This is a genomic window from Massilia sp. TSP1-1-2 (assembly GCF_049896185.1).
Lineage (GTDB): Bacteria > Pseudomonadota > Gammaproteobacteria > Burkholderiales > Burkholderiaceae_D > Telluria_A.
In genome coordinates this window covers 56,849-70,872 of sequence record NZ_JAFCTU010000030.1, presented here as the reverse complement: position 1 = coordinate 70,872, position 14,024 = coordinate 56,849, and the positions used below count along the sequence as shown (strand labels likewise).

General features: G+C 63.1%; 12 protein-coding genes. All 12 read right to left on the bottom strand.

Annotation, left to right across the window (positions count from 1 at the left end; translation table 11 throughout):
* Nucleotides 1-117: 117 nt before the first annotated feature.
* Entirely contained in the window at nt 118-549 is a 432-nt protein-coding gene (locus tag ACP7BV_RS21430) for an HD domain-containing protein (protein WP_426106672.1), read from the bottom strand.
* Between the two features lie 224 nt (nt 550-773).
* The gene (locus ACP7BV_RS21425) at nt 774-1,310 is read right to left on the bottom strand and encodes a TlpA family protein disulfide reductase (RefSeq protein ID WP_426106671.1); all 537 of its coding nucleotides are present in this window, start codon (nt 1,308-1,310) and stop codon (nt 774-776) included.
* On the bottom strand, nt 1,307-2,587 hold the full coding sequence (locus ACP7BV_RS21420) for a sialidase family protein (RefSeq protein ID WP_426106670.1): 1,281 nt from the start codon (nt 2,585-2,587) through the stop codon (nt 1,307-1,309). The genes ACP7BV_RS21425 and ACP7BV_RS21420 overlap by 4 nt, the downstream gene beginning before the upstream one ends.
* Nucleotides 2,580-3,812 (bottom strand): TonB-dependent receptor domain-containing protein, encoded by a 1,233-nt coding sequence (locus ACP7BV_RS21415; RefSeq protein ID WP_426106669.1) that lies wholly within the window; start codon nt 3,810-3,812, stop codon nt 2,580-2,582. Before ACP7BV_RS21415 ends, ACP7BV_RS21420 begins: the two co-directional genes overlap by 8 nt.
* A gap of 66 nt (nt 3,813-3,878) precedes the next feature.
* Nucleotides 3,879-4,190 (bottom strand): hypothetical protein, encoded by a 312-nt coding sequence (locus tag ACP7BV_RS21410; RefSeq protein ID WP_426106668.1) that lies wholly within the window; start codon nt 4,188-4,190, stop codon nt 3,879-3,881.
* Nucleotides 4,191-4,559: 369 nt separating this feature from the next.
* Entirely contained in the window at nt 4,560-4,940 is a 381-nt protein-coding gene (locus tag ACP7BV_RS21405; RefSeq protein WP_426106667.1) for a hypothetical protein, read from the bottom strand.
* 63 nt (nt 4,941-5,003) lie between these two features.
* Nucleotides 5,004-8,099, bottom strand: a complete 3,096-nt coding sequence (locus ACP7BV_RS21400) for an efflux RND transporter permease subunit (RefSeq protein ID WP_426106665.1) — start codon at nt 8,097-8,099, stop codon at nt 5,004-5,006.
* A 4-nt stretch (nt 8,100-8,103) separates the two neighbouring features.
* Complete coding sequence (locus ACP7BV_RS21395; RefSeq protein ID WP_426106664.1) at nt 8,104-9,222, bottom strand: efflux RND transporter periplasmic adaptor subunit; 1,119 nt, start codon at nt 9,220-9,222, stop codon at nt 8,104-8,106.
* Nucleotides 9,219-9,794, bottom strand: coding sequence for a hypothetical protein (locus ACP7BV_RS21390; RefSeq protein ID WP_426106663.1), 576 nt, complete (start codon nt 9,792-9,794; stop codon nt 9,219-9,221). Before ACP7BV_RS21390 ends, ACP7BV_RS21395 begins: the two co-directional genes overlap by 4 nt.
* Entirely contained in the window at nt 9,791-11,005 is a 1,215-nt protein-coding gene (locus ACP7BV_RS21385; RefSeq protein ID WP_426106662.1) for a TolC family protein, read from the bottom strand. Before ACP7BV_RS21385 ends, ACP7BV_RS21390 begins: the two co-directional genes overlap by 4 nt.
* An 86-nt stretch (nt 11,006-11,091) precedes the next feature.
* Nucleotides 11,092-11,388 (bottom strand): hypothetical protein, encoded by a 297-nt coding sequence (locus tag ACP7BV_RS21380; RefSeq protein ID WP_426106661.1) that lies wholly within the window; start codon nt 11,386-11,388, stop codon nt 11,092-11,094.
* Between the two features lie 175 nt (nt 11,389-11,563).
* Nucleotides 11,564-13,903 carry a heavy metal translocating P-type ATPase gene (locus ACP7BV_RS21375; RefSeq protein WP_426106660.1) on the bottom strand — a complete coding sequence of 780 codons (2,340 nt, stop codon included), beginning with the start codon at nt 13,901-13,903 and terminating at the stop codon, nt 11,564-11,566.
* Nucleotides 13,904-14,024 lie beyond the last annotated feature (121 nt).

Sequence of the window (14,024 nt, the reverse complement as noted above, 5' to 3'; positions counted from 1 at the left end):
AAAGCTTACTGAACGCCCTCGAAGAGCCCGGGATTTAGCGCCCCGGCGAGCCTAGGATTTCAAAGGACGTAACAACAATGAATCCCCCTTCCCTGTTTGACGCGCCACATGCGGATCTCAGCCTGCTCCTTGCGCTATCAGATAAGCGCAAACCTCATGGTATTCCTTGAGTCTCAGCGCATCCTTGCCATACGGCTCGGCGATGCGCTTCAAATCCATGTTGTCGCGGGTATCGGCAAGCTTTACATGCAGGGCAATCGGGTGCGCGGCGGCGCGACGCGCTGCGTCGATCCGGCTTTCGCCTTCACGCTTGGTCAGTGCACTGACGGCGTCGACTATGTGGCTGGAAAATCCCTCACGTGCAAGCTCTTCCAGCGTCACATGCGTGTCACCGACCACGTCATGAAGAGCGGCGGCGATCTGCTGTTCGGTCGTCTTGACCGCAAGCATGACGCGCAGGGGATGCAAAATGTACGGGTTGCCGCAGCGGGCGATTTGATTGGCGTGTGAGGCGGCTGCAATTTCGATTGCACGTTCCAGGGTAGACATGGCAGCTCCGAAAAAGGAGATTAGACAGATAAACGACGCGGCTTGTGCGGCATTTGCGCCAGCCACAGCGCTTGCAGGAAACAGCGCGCTGTCTGGCGGAGTAGCGGCGACCCCACCAAAGCTTGTAATTCTATCAAATATTGCTGCATCATCGAGGACACGGTAATACACGCGCACGTGAGCTTGCCGCGTTCAGGCTTGAGGTTTGGAAAAGATCAGCCCCGCTACGGTTGAATCGATGTTCGTTTTTTTCCGCGGTCCCCGGCAGGCATCTTCGCTTGGACCAGCTGCCATTGCGCTAGTCTGGCCGGATTGATCAGGCCTGAATAGGCGCTTCGTTTCCCCGTGGCGTCGTACCAATAGCTGCGGGGCTTCTCGCCGTGCCAGGCGGGATCAACGGCATAGCGCAGGCGCTCCGGCGCCTCATTGCCATAACTCCAGGCGTCGTCCAGCAGCCGCAGCGATGCGAGACGGGTGCGCACTTGCCCGCTCAAAACGGGGTCCAACATGGGGTCGGTGGTTACAGTGACGATATCAAGCGTGGGGTCGGCAGCGCGCGCTTTCGCCAATACGTCCAGGCTGGCCTGGCAGAATTCACAATCCATCGACCAGACCAGCAGCAGAAAAGGCTTGCCGTGGTGACTGGCGACGATCTGCTCAAGGCTGGCGGGCTCGAATGGCTTGATCGGATGCGCCTGCGCCAGCCCGGAAACCCCCAAAAGTGCAACGAGCAGCGATGCGACGCGTTTTTTCAGGTTCACGCTGCAGCCTCCACCCGGTGAACGACGACGCCTTCGTCTTCAGTGCGCCACACCAGCCACATGGCGCTGCCGTCACTGACCAGGTGCGGATGGTCAGATGCGCCGCGCGTCGTGACCAGCGCCCGCTCCTGCCATGCGGGGCGATTGCCGCTTGAGAGCCGGAGCATCACCTTGGTTGCCTGACCGTCGAATTCTTTCCATACCACCGCCACGGCGCTCCCTGCCGCCAACACTTCGCCGTGCCCGGCCTGCGCGCCACCCAGGCGCACCGGTTTTCCAGCCCGGCCGGTCGGCCCCGCCACCGCGTAATACAAGCCACCGCGCTCGTCGCCGCCGGTGAACCAGACCTGGTGTCGGCGGCCCCTGGCGTCGAACGCGAGCGACGGACCGTGGTGGGGACAGGCATCGATGCGCCAGTCGTCAAAGCTGATCCGTGTCAGCGCGCCGGGCCGCCCGGACGGCACCAGGATGGCCATTGCATGGTCGCGCACGTTGGGTGCGAACACGTGGCGCCACATGGCCGCCACATCACCGTTCGGGGTAAGAGCCAGTGCGATCCGGCAGCATTCACAGCAATGGTCGGCGACTTTGACGTCTAGCCCGAAACTGGCGCCCTCGTCGCCCGAGACGGCATAGTACAGCGCCGCGCCCCGATACGCTCGCCCGGCTTTTCGCGCGGCGTCGCCATCGCGCTTGTCGATCCAGGCGACAAAGATGCGGCCGCGCCGGTCGGTAACGATGCCGTCGAAACGGTGGCCGGTGGCAGCCAGGTCGCGCTGAACGGTCACGGGGGCCGAGAAGGAAACACCGCCATCGGTGGAACGCGCGAAGCGGATATGGCCGGTATGCGGCTGGTCCAGGGGTTGCGTATATGTGAGGTACATCTGGCCGCGCGGCCCAAAGGCCAGCTTGGGCCGACCCTCGCCGTTGGCCTCCACCCGTTCCGGCGCCGCCAGCACGGGGCCAACTTTGGTCCAGCTTTTGCCCCCGTCGGCAGACCAGGCCAGCAAGATGTTCGCCAATGCCGGGCCGCCGCCGGCTTGCTCCACGGCCTCGGTCTGTGCAACCCATAGCCGCCCATTGCCATCGATGGCTGCCGATGTCCCAAGTTGGGGCCGGGCTGCCTTTTGCGCGCTGCCCGCGCCGTGTGGCGCGTCATTGGCATGCGCTTTGTCACCGATACTGTCGTGAATACTGTCCCGCGCCCATCCGGGCACGCTTACTGTCGCTGCCAGAGCTGCCGAGCACCCGATCAGCTGTCGTCGCTTGTTATCCATGATCTCTGCCTAAAAATCTGCGCGTATGCCAGCTGTCAGCGCACGCGGCGGTGACAGGGTCTGATTGTACGGCTGGTTGATCGGATATGCACTCTCGCCGTAACTGCGGTCGAAAATGTTGGTTGCGCGCGCAAACAGCGCCACGCGCGGGCTCACGCGAAAAATCCGTACTCACGTCCCACACGCTGTTGCCGCCTTGTTTGAAGCGCAGACCGGGGGTGCTGGTGGTATCGAGGAACATCGGACCAATATATCGGTCCTGCACCCGCACACGCCACTTGTCGTTGGGCGCCCACGTCACGGCAAGCGTGGCGACGTCTTCGGGAACGCCGGCCAGCTGTACATTGAGCGGATCGGTGACGACCGCACTGCGCCGGGTCAGGTAGGTGGCGGTATGCATGGCATGCAGATCGATGCTCAGTTGCTTCGAGTAGCGCCAGGTCGCGCTCGATTCGAGGCCATGGGCAACGCCATCCTGGTCATTGGTGTAGTAGCGCGCGGCGCCGCCGCAGGTTGGCAGTGTGGCGCCGCCGCAGATCAGCTGAACCTGCCCCGGTGCATTGCCGGCACGCGCGGTAAAGGTGGCAATCATATCGGTGATGTTGTAGCGAAAGTAGGTGAGCCCCAGCGTCAGCCCATTGGCGCGGTAATCGGCGCCGGCCTCGACGCCGAGCAGCGTTTCCGGCGCCAGGTCGGGATTGGCGATGGTGGTGCTCGTCCCCGTACCGAAGGTGCGCGTCAGGTTGTTGAAACCGGGCGCCCGGAAGGCTCTGTAGGCTGCGGCGCGCAGCGACAGCGGCTCGCTCAGTTCGTAGCGCGCGGCGATGCTGGGGTTGAACGCCGTCTTGCCGGAATCGGGAAGCGCACCGCCGCTGACGACGCCATTGGCCAGCGTGCGCGTGTTGGCGCGTCCATCGATCGCGTAGCGGTCGACGCGGCCGCTGAGCGTGATGTCGAGCGCTTTGACGGGCGCCGCCTTCACTTGCCCGTACAGTCCATAAAAGGTCTGCACGCCCTGCCCTTGCGTGCCGCTGTCGAACCGCCCTTGCGGCGCCGAGGGCGACTGTGGCGTGTTGAAAAACTGTTCGGTGTCCTTGGTCGACAGACGCCGGAAGTCGAAACCGGTCGTGAGCGCGTAAAACGTCTGGCCGGGGTGGCTTGAGTAGATCAGCGAGCTGCCGCTCTCGCGGTAGCGCAGGCGGCCCTGCTGCGAATAGAACTGCACGACCGGGCCGCTGGTCTTGTCAGGTGTCAGGGCGGCGCTGGTGCTGCTCAGGCAGCTGGTTCCGCCCTAGTAGTGGCCCGGTTCGGCAGCTTTTTCTATATGCATGGCGATGTCCGGGCCCTTCTGCCGATTTTCTCTGTACTGGTAGCCAATCTGCTGATTCTGCTCGTGCCAGCCAAGGCGCACATAGCCGCCCAAGGTCGCATCGGGCTGCGCGTGCACCATCATCGACAGGTTGCGATGATCAGCCCGCGTCGGCTGCTTTTCCGGGAAACGGTGCAGGTAGGCAGCCGGTGTCGTCTGGTAGCCGTCGGTGTGGAACAGGTCGGCCGTCAGGTTCATGCGCACCTTGTCCGTCAACACGATGTCGCGACTCATGGCAACATTCCAGCTGCCCTGGGTCCCAAGGCTGGCTTGGAACTGGCCCGCGTTGACGCGTGGGCGCTTGGTGACAATGTTGACGACACCCGCCACTGCCGCGCAAAGACCGGCGCGGCAGGGGCGACCAGGACCAGCAATGCAACCGTATGGCAAATTGTCTTGAGCGCATCGACATTTGCCGAGCGCACTTTCTTTTTGGTTTTCATTATATTTGGCAAGACGCGGACGATTTGTTCAGCAGCGATGGACTCCTGTTGCATGTGAAACTTCGTTGACCTACATCAAAACTTAAAAGCCTGTATCAATTAAGACGCAGGCGGGCGATTGCGAAACGCACGGATAGTGTGTGATCGACGTTCTTCTCGCTTACTTATGCGAAAAACGCACGCTGACCGCTTCCTTGCCAGCCAGGGTGATTGAAGCGACAGCCTTGGCGCCGCCCGCAAGCTCGATTGGCGTTTTTGACGTCAAGGTATTGGCGCCGCTTGGTTGCAGTACAGTCTCGCTCTTTTTTCCACCGGACAGCACAGTGAGGGTCCCGGTGGCGCCGGCAGTTGCAAGGTTCGCGCCATGATCGTCGACGTAAATAACAGCCTTGCCGTCCTTGCCCACCAGTTCAAAGGTGAGGTCGCGGGCGCTGTTGATGACGCCACCATGTTTTGGCTTGGCGCCATGCGCAAGGGCCTGGCCCGAGATTGCCATGCTGACGCTGATGGCAATGGCGCTGAGCGCGATAAGTTTTTTCATTTCAATCTCCAAAAAATGTGGCGGCCTGATGGGCGGGCGCCGCAACTTCACCCGTAGAACTAGTTAAAAGCTATCTTTTTCGTCCAGCGCGACCAGGCGCTCCAGTGGGGCACGTCCAACCCGGTAGAACAGCAAGGGCGTCAACAAGGAATCAAGAATCGTCGAGCTGATCAAGCCACCGAAGATGACGACCGCAACGGGATGGAGTATTTCCTTGCCTGGTGCGTCGGCGGCCATCAGCAGTGGCGCCAGCGCGAACGCTGCCACAAGCGCTGTCATGATCACCGGCGTCAATCGCTCAATCGAGCCGCGCACGATCATGGGCCAGCCAAACTGCTCGCCCTCGAATTTGCACAGATTGATGTAGTGGCTGACCTTCAAAATGCCATTGCGCGTGGCGATGCCAGCCAAGGTAATGAATCCGACCATGGAGGCCACCGACAGCGAAACGCCGGCAATCCACATGGCGATGACGCTGCCCACCAGCGCAAACGGAATGTTGCCCATGATGACAAGCGCCAGGGTCGAAGAGCGGTAGCGTGAATACAGCACCAAAAAGATCAGCAGCAGTGAACTCAAGGACAGGACCATGATCAAGCGCTGCGACTGCTCCTGAGCCTGGAACTGTCCTTCGATACTGATAAAGTACCCGCCCGGGAGCGCCCTGGCAGCGACCTCGCGTCGCACGTCGCCAATGATGCGCGACATGCTCGAACCATCGGTGTTGGCGTAGACGACGATGCGGCGGCGGCCATTTTCGCGACCAATCTGGTTGGGTCCGTCCCCTTCCTCGACTGTGGCAATCGATGAAAGGGCAACGCGCCCGGACGGACTGTCGATCATGACGCGCGCCAGATCCTGCGGACTGCGGCTGCTGTCGGCAAGACGGACCACCAGTTCAAAGCGGCGCGCGCCGTCGATGACCTGGGTCACCGTCGTGCCCTCGCTGAGCGCTTGCAAGGCCGCGACGACCTGGCCGCCGGCCAGCCCGTGTTGCGCGGCCTTGCGGTAGTCGATCCGAACCTTGATCTGCGGGATCAGCACTTGCCGCTCCACCGACAGGTCCACCAGGCCCGCGACCGCGCCGAGGCGAACACGCAAGTCTTCGGCCAGGCCGCGCAAGGTGTCGATATCGTCCCCATAGATCTTGAGCGCGATCTGGGCGCGCACACCCGACAAAAGATGGTCGAGGCGGTGCGAGATCGGCTGGCCGATCGCAACCGAGGCCGGGATCGAGGCCATCTGATTGCGGATCTGCGCCATGATCTGTTCGCGGCTGCGCGTCGATGCCTTGAGGTCCACATCGATCTCGGACGAGTGCACGCCCTCGGCATGCTCGTCGAGCTCCGCGCGGCCGGTGCGCCGCCCTACCTTGCTCACCTCCGGCACCTGGCCGATCAGGGTTTCCGCCAGCGCGCCCATCCGGTTCGCCTCACCGAGCGATGTACCGGGCATAAACGTCATGCCCATGACGAGCGAGCCTTCGTTAAAGGCGGGCAGAAAGACGCGCGGGAAAAACGGTACCGACGCCAGGGCCAGCAGCACGGCGACCAGCGCAATGGCCAGGATGGCGTTCATGCGCGGGAAGGACCAGGCAAGTACGCCAGTGTCCCACTGCTTGATGCGGCGCACGATTGGGCTGTCGTCGTGCTTTAGCCGCTTCATCCCCGGCAGCAGGTAATAGGCCAGCACCGGGGTGACCGTCATCGACACCAGCATCGAGGCCAGGATCGAGGCGATGTAGGCGATGCCCAGCGGCGCGAACAACCGGCCCTCGATACCGGGCAGCGCAAACAAGGGCACAAATACCAGCACTACGATCACGGTCGCGTAGACGATCCCCGAGCGCACCTCCACCGAGGCGCGCCAGATCACTTCCAGCACCGGCACGTCCGGCGCGCGCTGCTTCAGCCGGCGCACGATGTTTTCAACGTCGACCACGGCGTCGTCAACCAGCTCCCCAATGGCAATCGCCAGCCCGCCGAGCGTCATGACATTGATCGACTGATCCAACAGTTTGAAGGCCAGCGCGGTAACGGCCAGCGAAAGCGGAATGGCGACCAGCGAGATCAGGGTGGTCCTGGCACTGAGCAAAAACGCGAACAGGATGATCGCCACCAGGATCGCGCCGTCGCGCAAGGCTTCGACGACGTTGCCGATGGAATTGTCGATAAAGGTGGCCTGCCTGAACAGCACGACGGGTTGTGCAATGCCTGCAGGCAGTCCCTGCTTTAGTTCAGACAGCGCCGTTTCAATATCGCGCGTCAGGCGCACGGTGTCGCCGGCGGGCTGCTTTTGCACGCTTACAATCACCGCCGGTAGTCCGTTCAAGCCTGCATCGCCGCGCTTGAAAGCCGGCGCGAAGCGCACATTGGCAACCTGGGACAGCAGCAGCGGCGTGCCGTTGCGGTAGGCCAGCGGCAAACCTTGCAGATCTTCCAGGCGGTTGGTGCGCGCCAGGTTGCGGATCAGGTACTCGCGGCTGTTGAGGTCAATAAATCCGCCGGACGTGTTCGCCGCGAACGAGCGCAGCGCTTGCGTGAGCTGCTCGAGCGTCACGTCGTGCTGGGCCATGCGCGCCGGATCGGGTTCGACCCGCAGCTGGCGCACTTCGCCGCCGATGGGGATGACCTGCGAGATGCCGGGAATCGACAGCAGCCGCGGTCGCAGGACGAAGTCGGCATACTCGCGCGCTTTCATCGGGTCGGTTGCCTTGACGTCGATCGGCAGCGCGATCAGCATGATTTCGCCCATGATCGACGACACCGGCCCCATGGACGGTGATATCGTCGCCGGCAGCTGCTCCTTGACCAGCGCGATGCGCTCGGCCACCAGTTGGCGGTTGCGGTACACGTCGGTGCCCCACTCGAACTCCGCATACACAATCGACAGCCCCACGCCGGAGACCGAGCGCACCCGGGTCACGCCTGGCATGCCGTTCAACGCCGTTTCCACTGGAAAGGTAACGATCTGTTCGACTTCCTCGGGGGCCATGCCGCCCGCTTCGGTCAGCACGGTGACAACCGGCTTGTTCAGGTCGGGGAACACGTCAACCGGGGTACGGGTTGCCGTCATTGCCCCGAACAGCATCAGCAAGAATGCCCCCACCAGGACAAAGATCCGGTTGTGAAGACTAAATCGCACTATGGAATTGAACATGGCGCTACCGGATCTGGTTAATCAGGGAAGCGCCCAAGACCACAACCCGGTTTTCACCGCTCAGGCCCTTGGTCACGACCACGGTGGTGGCATTGATCGCGCTCGCTTCGACCGGCAGAGCGATGAATCGCTGCGCGCCGGACTTGATCCAGACGATGGTTTGGTTGGCAGGGTTGCGCGCCAGCGCCGCTGCGGGCAAAGCGACCCCGCGCACGCTCGCGCGCAAGCGTGCAATGACGGTGACGCTCTGGCCTACCGCCAGCGGCAGCGCCTTGCCCTTGGCGCGAAAGCTGATCGGCAAAGCGCCGTCGCGCAAGGTGCGACTGAGCCCGGCGAGCGTCAGTTCAACGCCCGGCAAGCCGGCCAGGTGGGCGCCCACGATACTGCCGGCGATCTGCGGATCCGTCACCTGGGCCTCGACCATCATGCGCTCTGGGTCGACAATCTCGAACAGCACATCGCGCGCCTCGACGATTTGCCCATTGAGGACGTTTGCGCTGGCGATGACGCCGCTGGCCGATGCGACGATTTCCTCGCGCCCGTTGACGGCGTTGGCAACAGCGCGCTCCCGGCCCACGGTGCCGGCAAGTTCTGCCCTTGCGGCGTCGATATCCTTGGCAGGGACGACTCCCTCCAGCGCCACCAGGCGTTTGACGCGCTGTTCGAGCAAGGTGCGCTGCGCGCGCGCCTCGGCCAACTGCGCCTGCTGGTTGCCCCGTTCAAAAGCTGGCGCCACGGGCCGCAGCACGAGCAGCACCTGGCCCTTGCGTACCGCAGTACCGGCCGTTGGAATGCCCGCCGCGCCGCCTTCAATGCGCCCGGCGAAAGGCGCTTGCACTCTGCCGCCCGCATTCGGATCGATGCTGGTGCGTCCGTTCAGTTCCACGGTCTGCGGCACATCGCTCTCTTGCACCATCAGCGTACGAATGGTCATGCGCCGCTGTGCCAGCTTGGGAACGTTGACGCTGCCGTCGGGCAGCCGGGCCAGGCCGGAGCCTGATGAAACAAGCTGGGCGTCGAGATGTTCGCCGTTGGGGCCGTGCGCCCCGGGTGAGGCCTGGGCAGGCAGCGCGGCGCACAGCATCGCCAGCGCCCCGATGAAACTGAGCGTATATTTTTTCATGATGTGACTTTCCGGGCGCGGCGGCGCAAGAAGAAAACCAGGGCGAACACTGCGCCAGCGGCCAGCGCCGCAAGCGCTGCCCAGGTCCAGTAAGACGTGTGCTGATGTTCGTGCATTGCGCTGGACGTCGCGCTGGATGTTCCGCTGGATGGCACTTCAAGAGTCCCTTCAAGCAGGTCGCTCTCTTCGCCCGCTACAAACGTGAACAGCAGCGCGTGCTTGCCCGGCTTGGATAATTCCTTGAGCAGCTTCTCATCGTCGATTGCATAGTCGCCCATGTCGGCATGAAATTTCGCGAGTGCTTTCAGGTCCTTGTATTGCACTTCCAGCGTCCCGTTCAACACCGGTTCGTTGGTCTCGTAGCGGTCGATCATGACGGACAGCTCGCCGCCCGACAGTTGGCCTGCGAGCTCGAACATTTCAGTAAAGGTTTCGACGCGCGGCACGCTGCCGGCAGGGCCGGTATTGGCCTGGCCGTCCAGATGCTCGCCGTTCGGGCCGTGGGCCCCGGGCGAGGCGAAAGCGCCCGACATCAGCGATAGCACAACAATCATGGATGCAAAAAGTTTCATGGCAATACTCCTGATGCCTGGTTAAATTCAGCGTGCGCCCTGCCCAGTGCAATTTCTTGTTGGCGGCGTGCCAGCCTGGCTTCATGGGCCAGCGCATGCGAACGCAGCATGTCGGCCAGGCCCCGTTCACCGAGCCGGAAAGCTTTTTCAATGAGCTGCTCGTGCTCGCGCATGGCGCTTACTCTGGCGCCGGCGGCAGCGAGCGCAGTACGGGCGTGCTCGATGCGGGCGCGGGCCAGGTCCAACTCGGCCAGAGCGAGCTGCTCGCTCTGCAGGGCTGCTGCGCCAGCCACAGCGAGTTGCGTCTGTGCCTGCGCCTCGACCGGTCGATTGCGACCTGCACTACCGAGGGGAAGCTGGAGGCGCAGGCCCACGGAGTGATCTGGCGCTGCCAATAACGGATCGCGTTCCTCGCGCAGCGACAGCGCGAGCGTGGGCGGCGCGCGGCGGCTGGCCTGGGCCAGACGAAGGGTCGCTTGTGCCAGGCTTTGGGTTGCCCGCGCAGCCAGCACGCGCGGGTTGCCGGTATCGCTGCCCGATGCCAGCGGCTCAGGCTCGAGTGGCAGCGCGCCGGTGGGGCCGGTCAAGATGCGCAGCTTGGCCAGGCTGGCGCTGGTATCGGCGCCGGCCTGTTCCACAGCGACGCGGGCGCCTTGCACTTCCTGTTCTGCCAGCAATGCGTCAAGTCGCGCCAGGTCGCCCGCGGCCACGCGGCGCTTGACCTCGTCGGCGAGCTTTTCGATATTGTGGAGCTGCCCTTCTTTTTCTTCCCGCAGCGCTTGCGCCGCTGCCGCGTCCCACAGGCGTGCTCTGACCTCACCGGCAATGTCCAGACGCACCTTGACCAGCTCGCTCTGCAGTTCAGCTGCCGAGTGCTGGGCCAGGCCCTGGCGGGCGCTGCGCTGTGCGGGCGTCCAGAAGGAGGCGGACATTGTCACTTCCGATTCACGGGCGCCGTCCTGGCCGCCCGAGCGGCCCGTGCGCTGCGACAGCTCCAGAATCGGCTGCCCGGCGACCCATGAACCTGACAAGGCGCGCGCGGCATCGACTTCCTCTTGGCGGGCAATTGCGCCGCGCAAGGAAGGCGAGCGTAGCCAGGCCTGCTCAACGAGCGCATGCAAAGTGGCGGACGCCTCGGGTGCGGCGCTAACGCCCAAGGAAAATACAAGAATTGCGCAGCACAATAGCGCGCGCAGTTGGTTGACGTGCATGATTACTCCACTGGTGACAGAAACATTCACAAGAGGTAAGCGCACGGGCGTAGCAACGCTACGCCGTCTGAACCGAGCTGGTGCGTTTATCCCCCGGTAGCGAGACCGGGGGCGAATGCCGGAGGACGTTGGGGATCGTCCAGGAAAGGATAGGGTATGTAGGAGGCCGGTTCAGGATAATCGGCCAACGAGAACAGGGACACGCTCAATACGCTGTGCAAGCGGTTTATCAAGAACAACTGCACAGGCGCCGAGTGTTCGCCCGCATGCGCGACCGACTCGTCCGAATCGTCGTAGTGGATCGCGCCGTCGCCGTCATGATGATGCAACTGTGCCATACGCGCCGCGTCATGGGCCAGCGTGGCCACTGTTGACGATCGCACGCCGGCCACTTGCGAAGCGAAGCTTTGCAAAGGCAGGCAGATGAGCAACAGTAGGCAAATGAGTCGGCGCACAAAAAAGGAAAGTATAAGTTGTCGGCGGATTATAGCAGGACAGCATCCGAACGCCTGTCCGTGCTGGCGGCCGGGCCCGCCTCTCGTGTCATGCCTGCGACCATCATTTTGCCGACCGGCGCAAGCGCAGCGCGTTGGTGATGACGGACACAGAACTGAGGCTCATTGCCAGCGCGGCAATCACGGGCGATAGCAATTGTCCCGTGAAAGGATAAAGAAGTCCGGCAGCAAGCGGAATACCCAGTGCATTGTAAATAAAGGCAAAGCCGAGGTTTTGGCGCATGTTGCGCACCGTCTCGATCGACAGGGAACGGGCGCGCGCGATCGCCAGCAAGTCCCCTTTTACCAGCGTCAGGTGGGCGCTGTTGATCGCCACATCGGTACCGGTTCCCATGGCAATGCCGACATCGGCTTTCGCCAGGGCCGGTGCGTCATTGATGCCGTCACCAGCCATGGCCACCACTTTCCCCTCGCCTTGCAAGCGTTCAACCAGCGCGAGCTTGTCGCGCGGCTTGACTTCGCCATACACCTCGGCAATACCAAGGCGCCGGGCGACAGCTTGCGCCGTCGTTGCGCCATCCCCGGTCGCCATAATCACCGACATGCCCGCTTCCCGCAGCGCGTTCAAGGCGGCCAGGCTGCTCCCCTTGATCGGATCGGAGACCGCGATGATGCCCACCAGTTGGCGATCGGCCGCCAGATACATGACGCTGGCGCCCTCTTCGCGCATTTCTTCCGCCTGTGCCGACAGCGCTTTCCATTCGACTTTTTCTTCGTCCATCAGGGCGGTATTGCCCAGTGTAATTTGTTGGCCCCCAAGCACGCCCCGTACGCCAATGCCACTGGACGACTCGAAACTGGTGGGCTTGTCAAGCACGAGCTTGCGCTTGAGCGCCTGGTCGACGATGGCCCGCGCCAGCGGGTGTTCGCTGCCCTGATCGATGCTTGCCGCCATGCGCAGCACATGGTCGTCCGTAAAGAGCGGCATGGCGACGACGCGCTCAAATACGGGCCGCCCTTCAGTGAGCGTGCCAGTCTTGTCGACAATGAGCGTATCGACCTTGCGCAAGAGCTCGATCGCGGCGGCATCGCGAAACAATATCCCCTGCGTTGCCGCCCTGCCGGTTGCCGCCATGATGGACATGGGCGTTGCCAAACCCAGCGCGCACGGACAGGCAATGATCAGGACCGCCACGGCATTGACGAAGCCGTACACCCAGCTCGGCGCGGGACCAAAAACGCCCCAGGCAAGCAGGGTGAGGACGGCGATGGCCAGCACCACCGTCACAAAATAGCCCGCCACTACGTCAGCCAGCCGCTGCATCGGCGCACGCGAGCGCTGCGCCTGCGAGACCATCTGCACGATCTGGGACAGCATGGTCTGGGCGCCCACCTTGTCCGCATGGACGATGAGACTGCCGCTGGTATTGAGTGTCGCGCCGATGACCTTGTCCCCGGCGCGCTTTGTCACCGGCATCGGTTCCCCGGTGAGCATTGATTCGTCCACCGCGCTCTCGCCCTCGGCCACGGTGCCGTCCACCGGCACTTTCTCGCCGGGCCGCACGCGCAGCGCGTCGCCAATGTGGATATGGGTCAGCGGCACGTCTTCTTCGGTGCCGTCCGGCCGGATTTTGCGCGCGGTCTTGGGCGCCAATCCCAGCAGCGACTTGATGGCGGCCGAGGTTTGCGAGCGGGCGCGCAGTTCCAGAATCTGTCCCAGCAGCGTCAGTGAAACAATCACCGCCGCTGCCTCGTAATAGACGCCGACGCGCCCCGCGTGCGTGGCAAAACTCGGCGGGAACAGGTCCGGGGCCAAGGTGGCGACGATGCTATAGCCGTACGCCGCCCCCACGCCGGAACCGATCAAGGTCCACATGTTGGGGCTGCGATGCCGTATCGATTGCGCAAAGCGCGCGAAAAACGGCCAGCCGGCCCACAAGACGACGGGCGTACTGAGCCCCAGCTCAAGCCAGTTTTGATGCGGAAGACCGGCTGGAAACAGCATGTGACCAAACATCGCCAGCGCAAAGACGGCCACGGACAGGGGCAAGGTCCACCAGAAACGCTGGCGAAAATCGCGCAACTCCGGGTTTTCCTCTTCGTCGAGCGACGGCATCAACGGTTCCAGTCCCATGCCGCAGATCGGGCAACTGCCGGGCGCCGGCTGGCGGATTTCCGGATGCATCGGGCAGGTAAAGATGGCGCCCGGCGCGACCGGTTCAGCAGTCACGGCGCCCTCGGGATCGAGGTAGGTAGCGGGGTTGACGCGAAACTTGTCGCGGCACCCCGTGCTGCAAAAATAGTAGTCGCGCCCCTGGTGCAGGACGTGCTTGTCCGGATTGACGGAAACCGTCATGCCGCATACCGGGTCACGCAGATTGTGCGTGCTCCCCGCTTGCGGCGCCAGATGGTGATCGTGTTCCCGGCTCGATGTGGGATCCATGCGTTCTCCTGGCGATGTTGCGCGGGAGCCGATTGCTGCCGCGTTGTCGAAACCGCTGGTTTTGTTTCTGGCCAGAAAAAAATGGCAAGCGCGGCACAGGCGGCACGGACTTTGCCAAGGT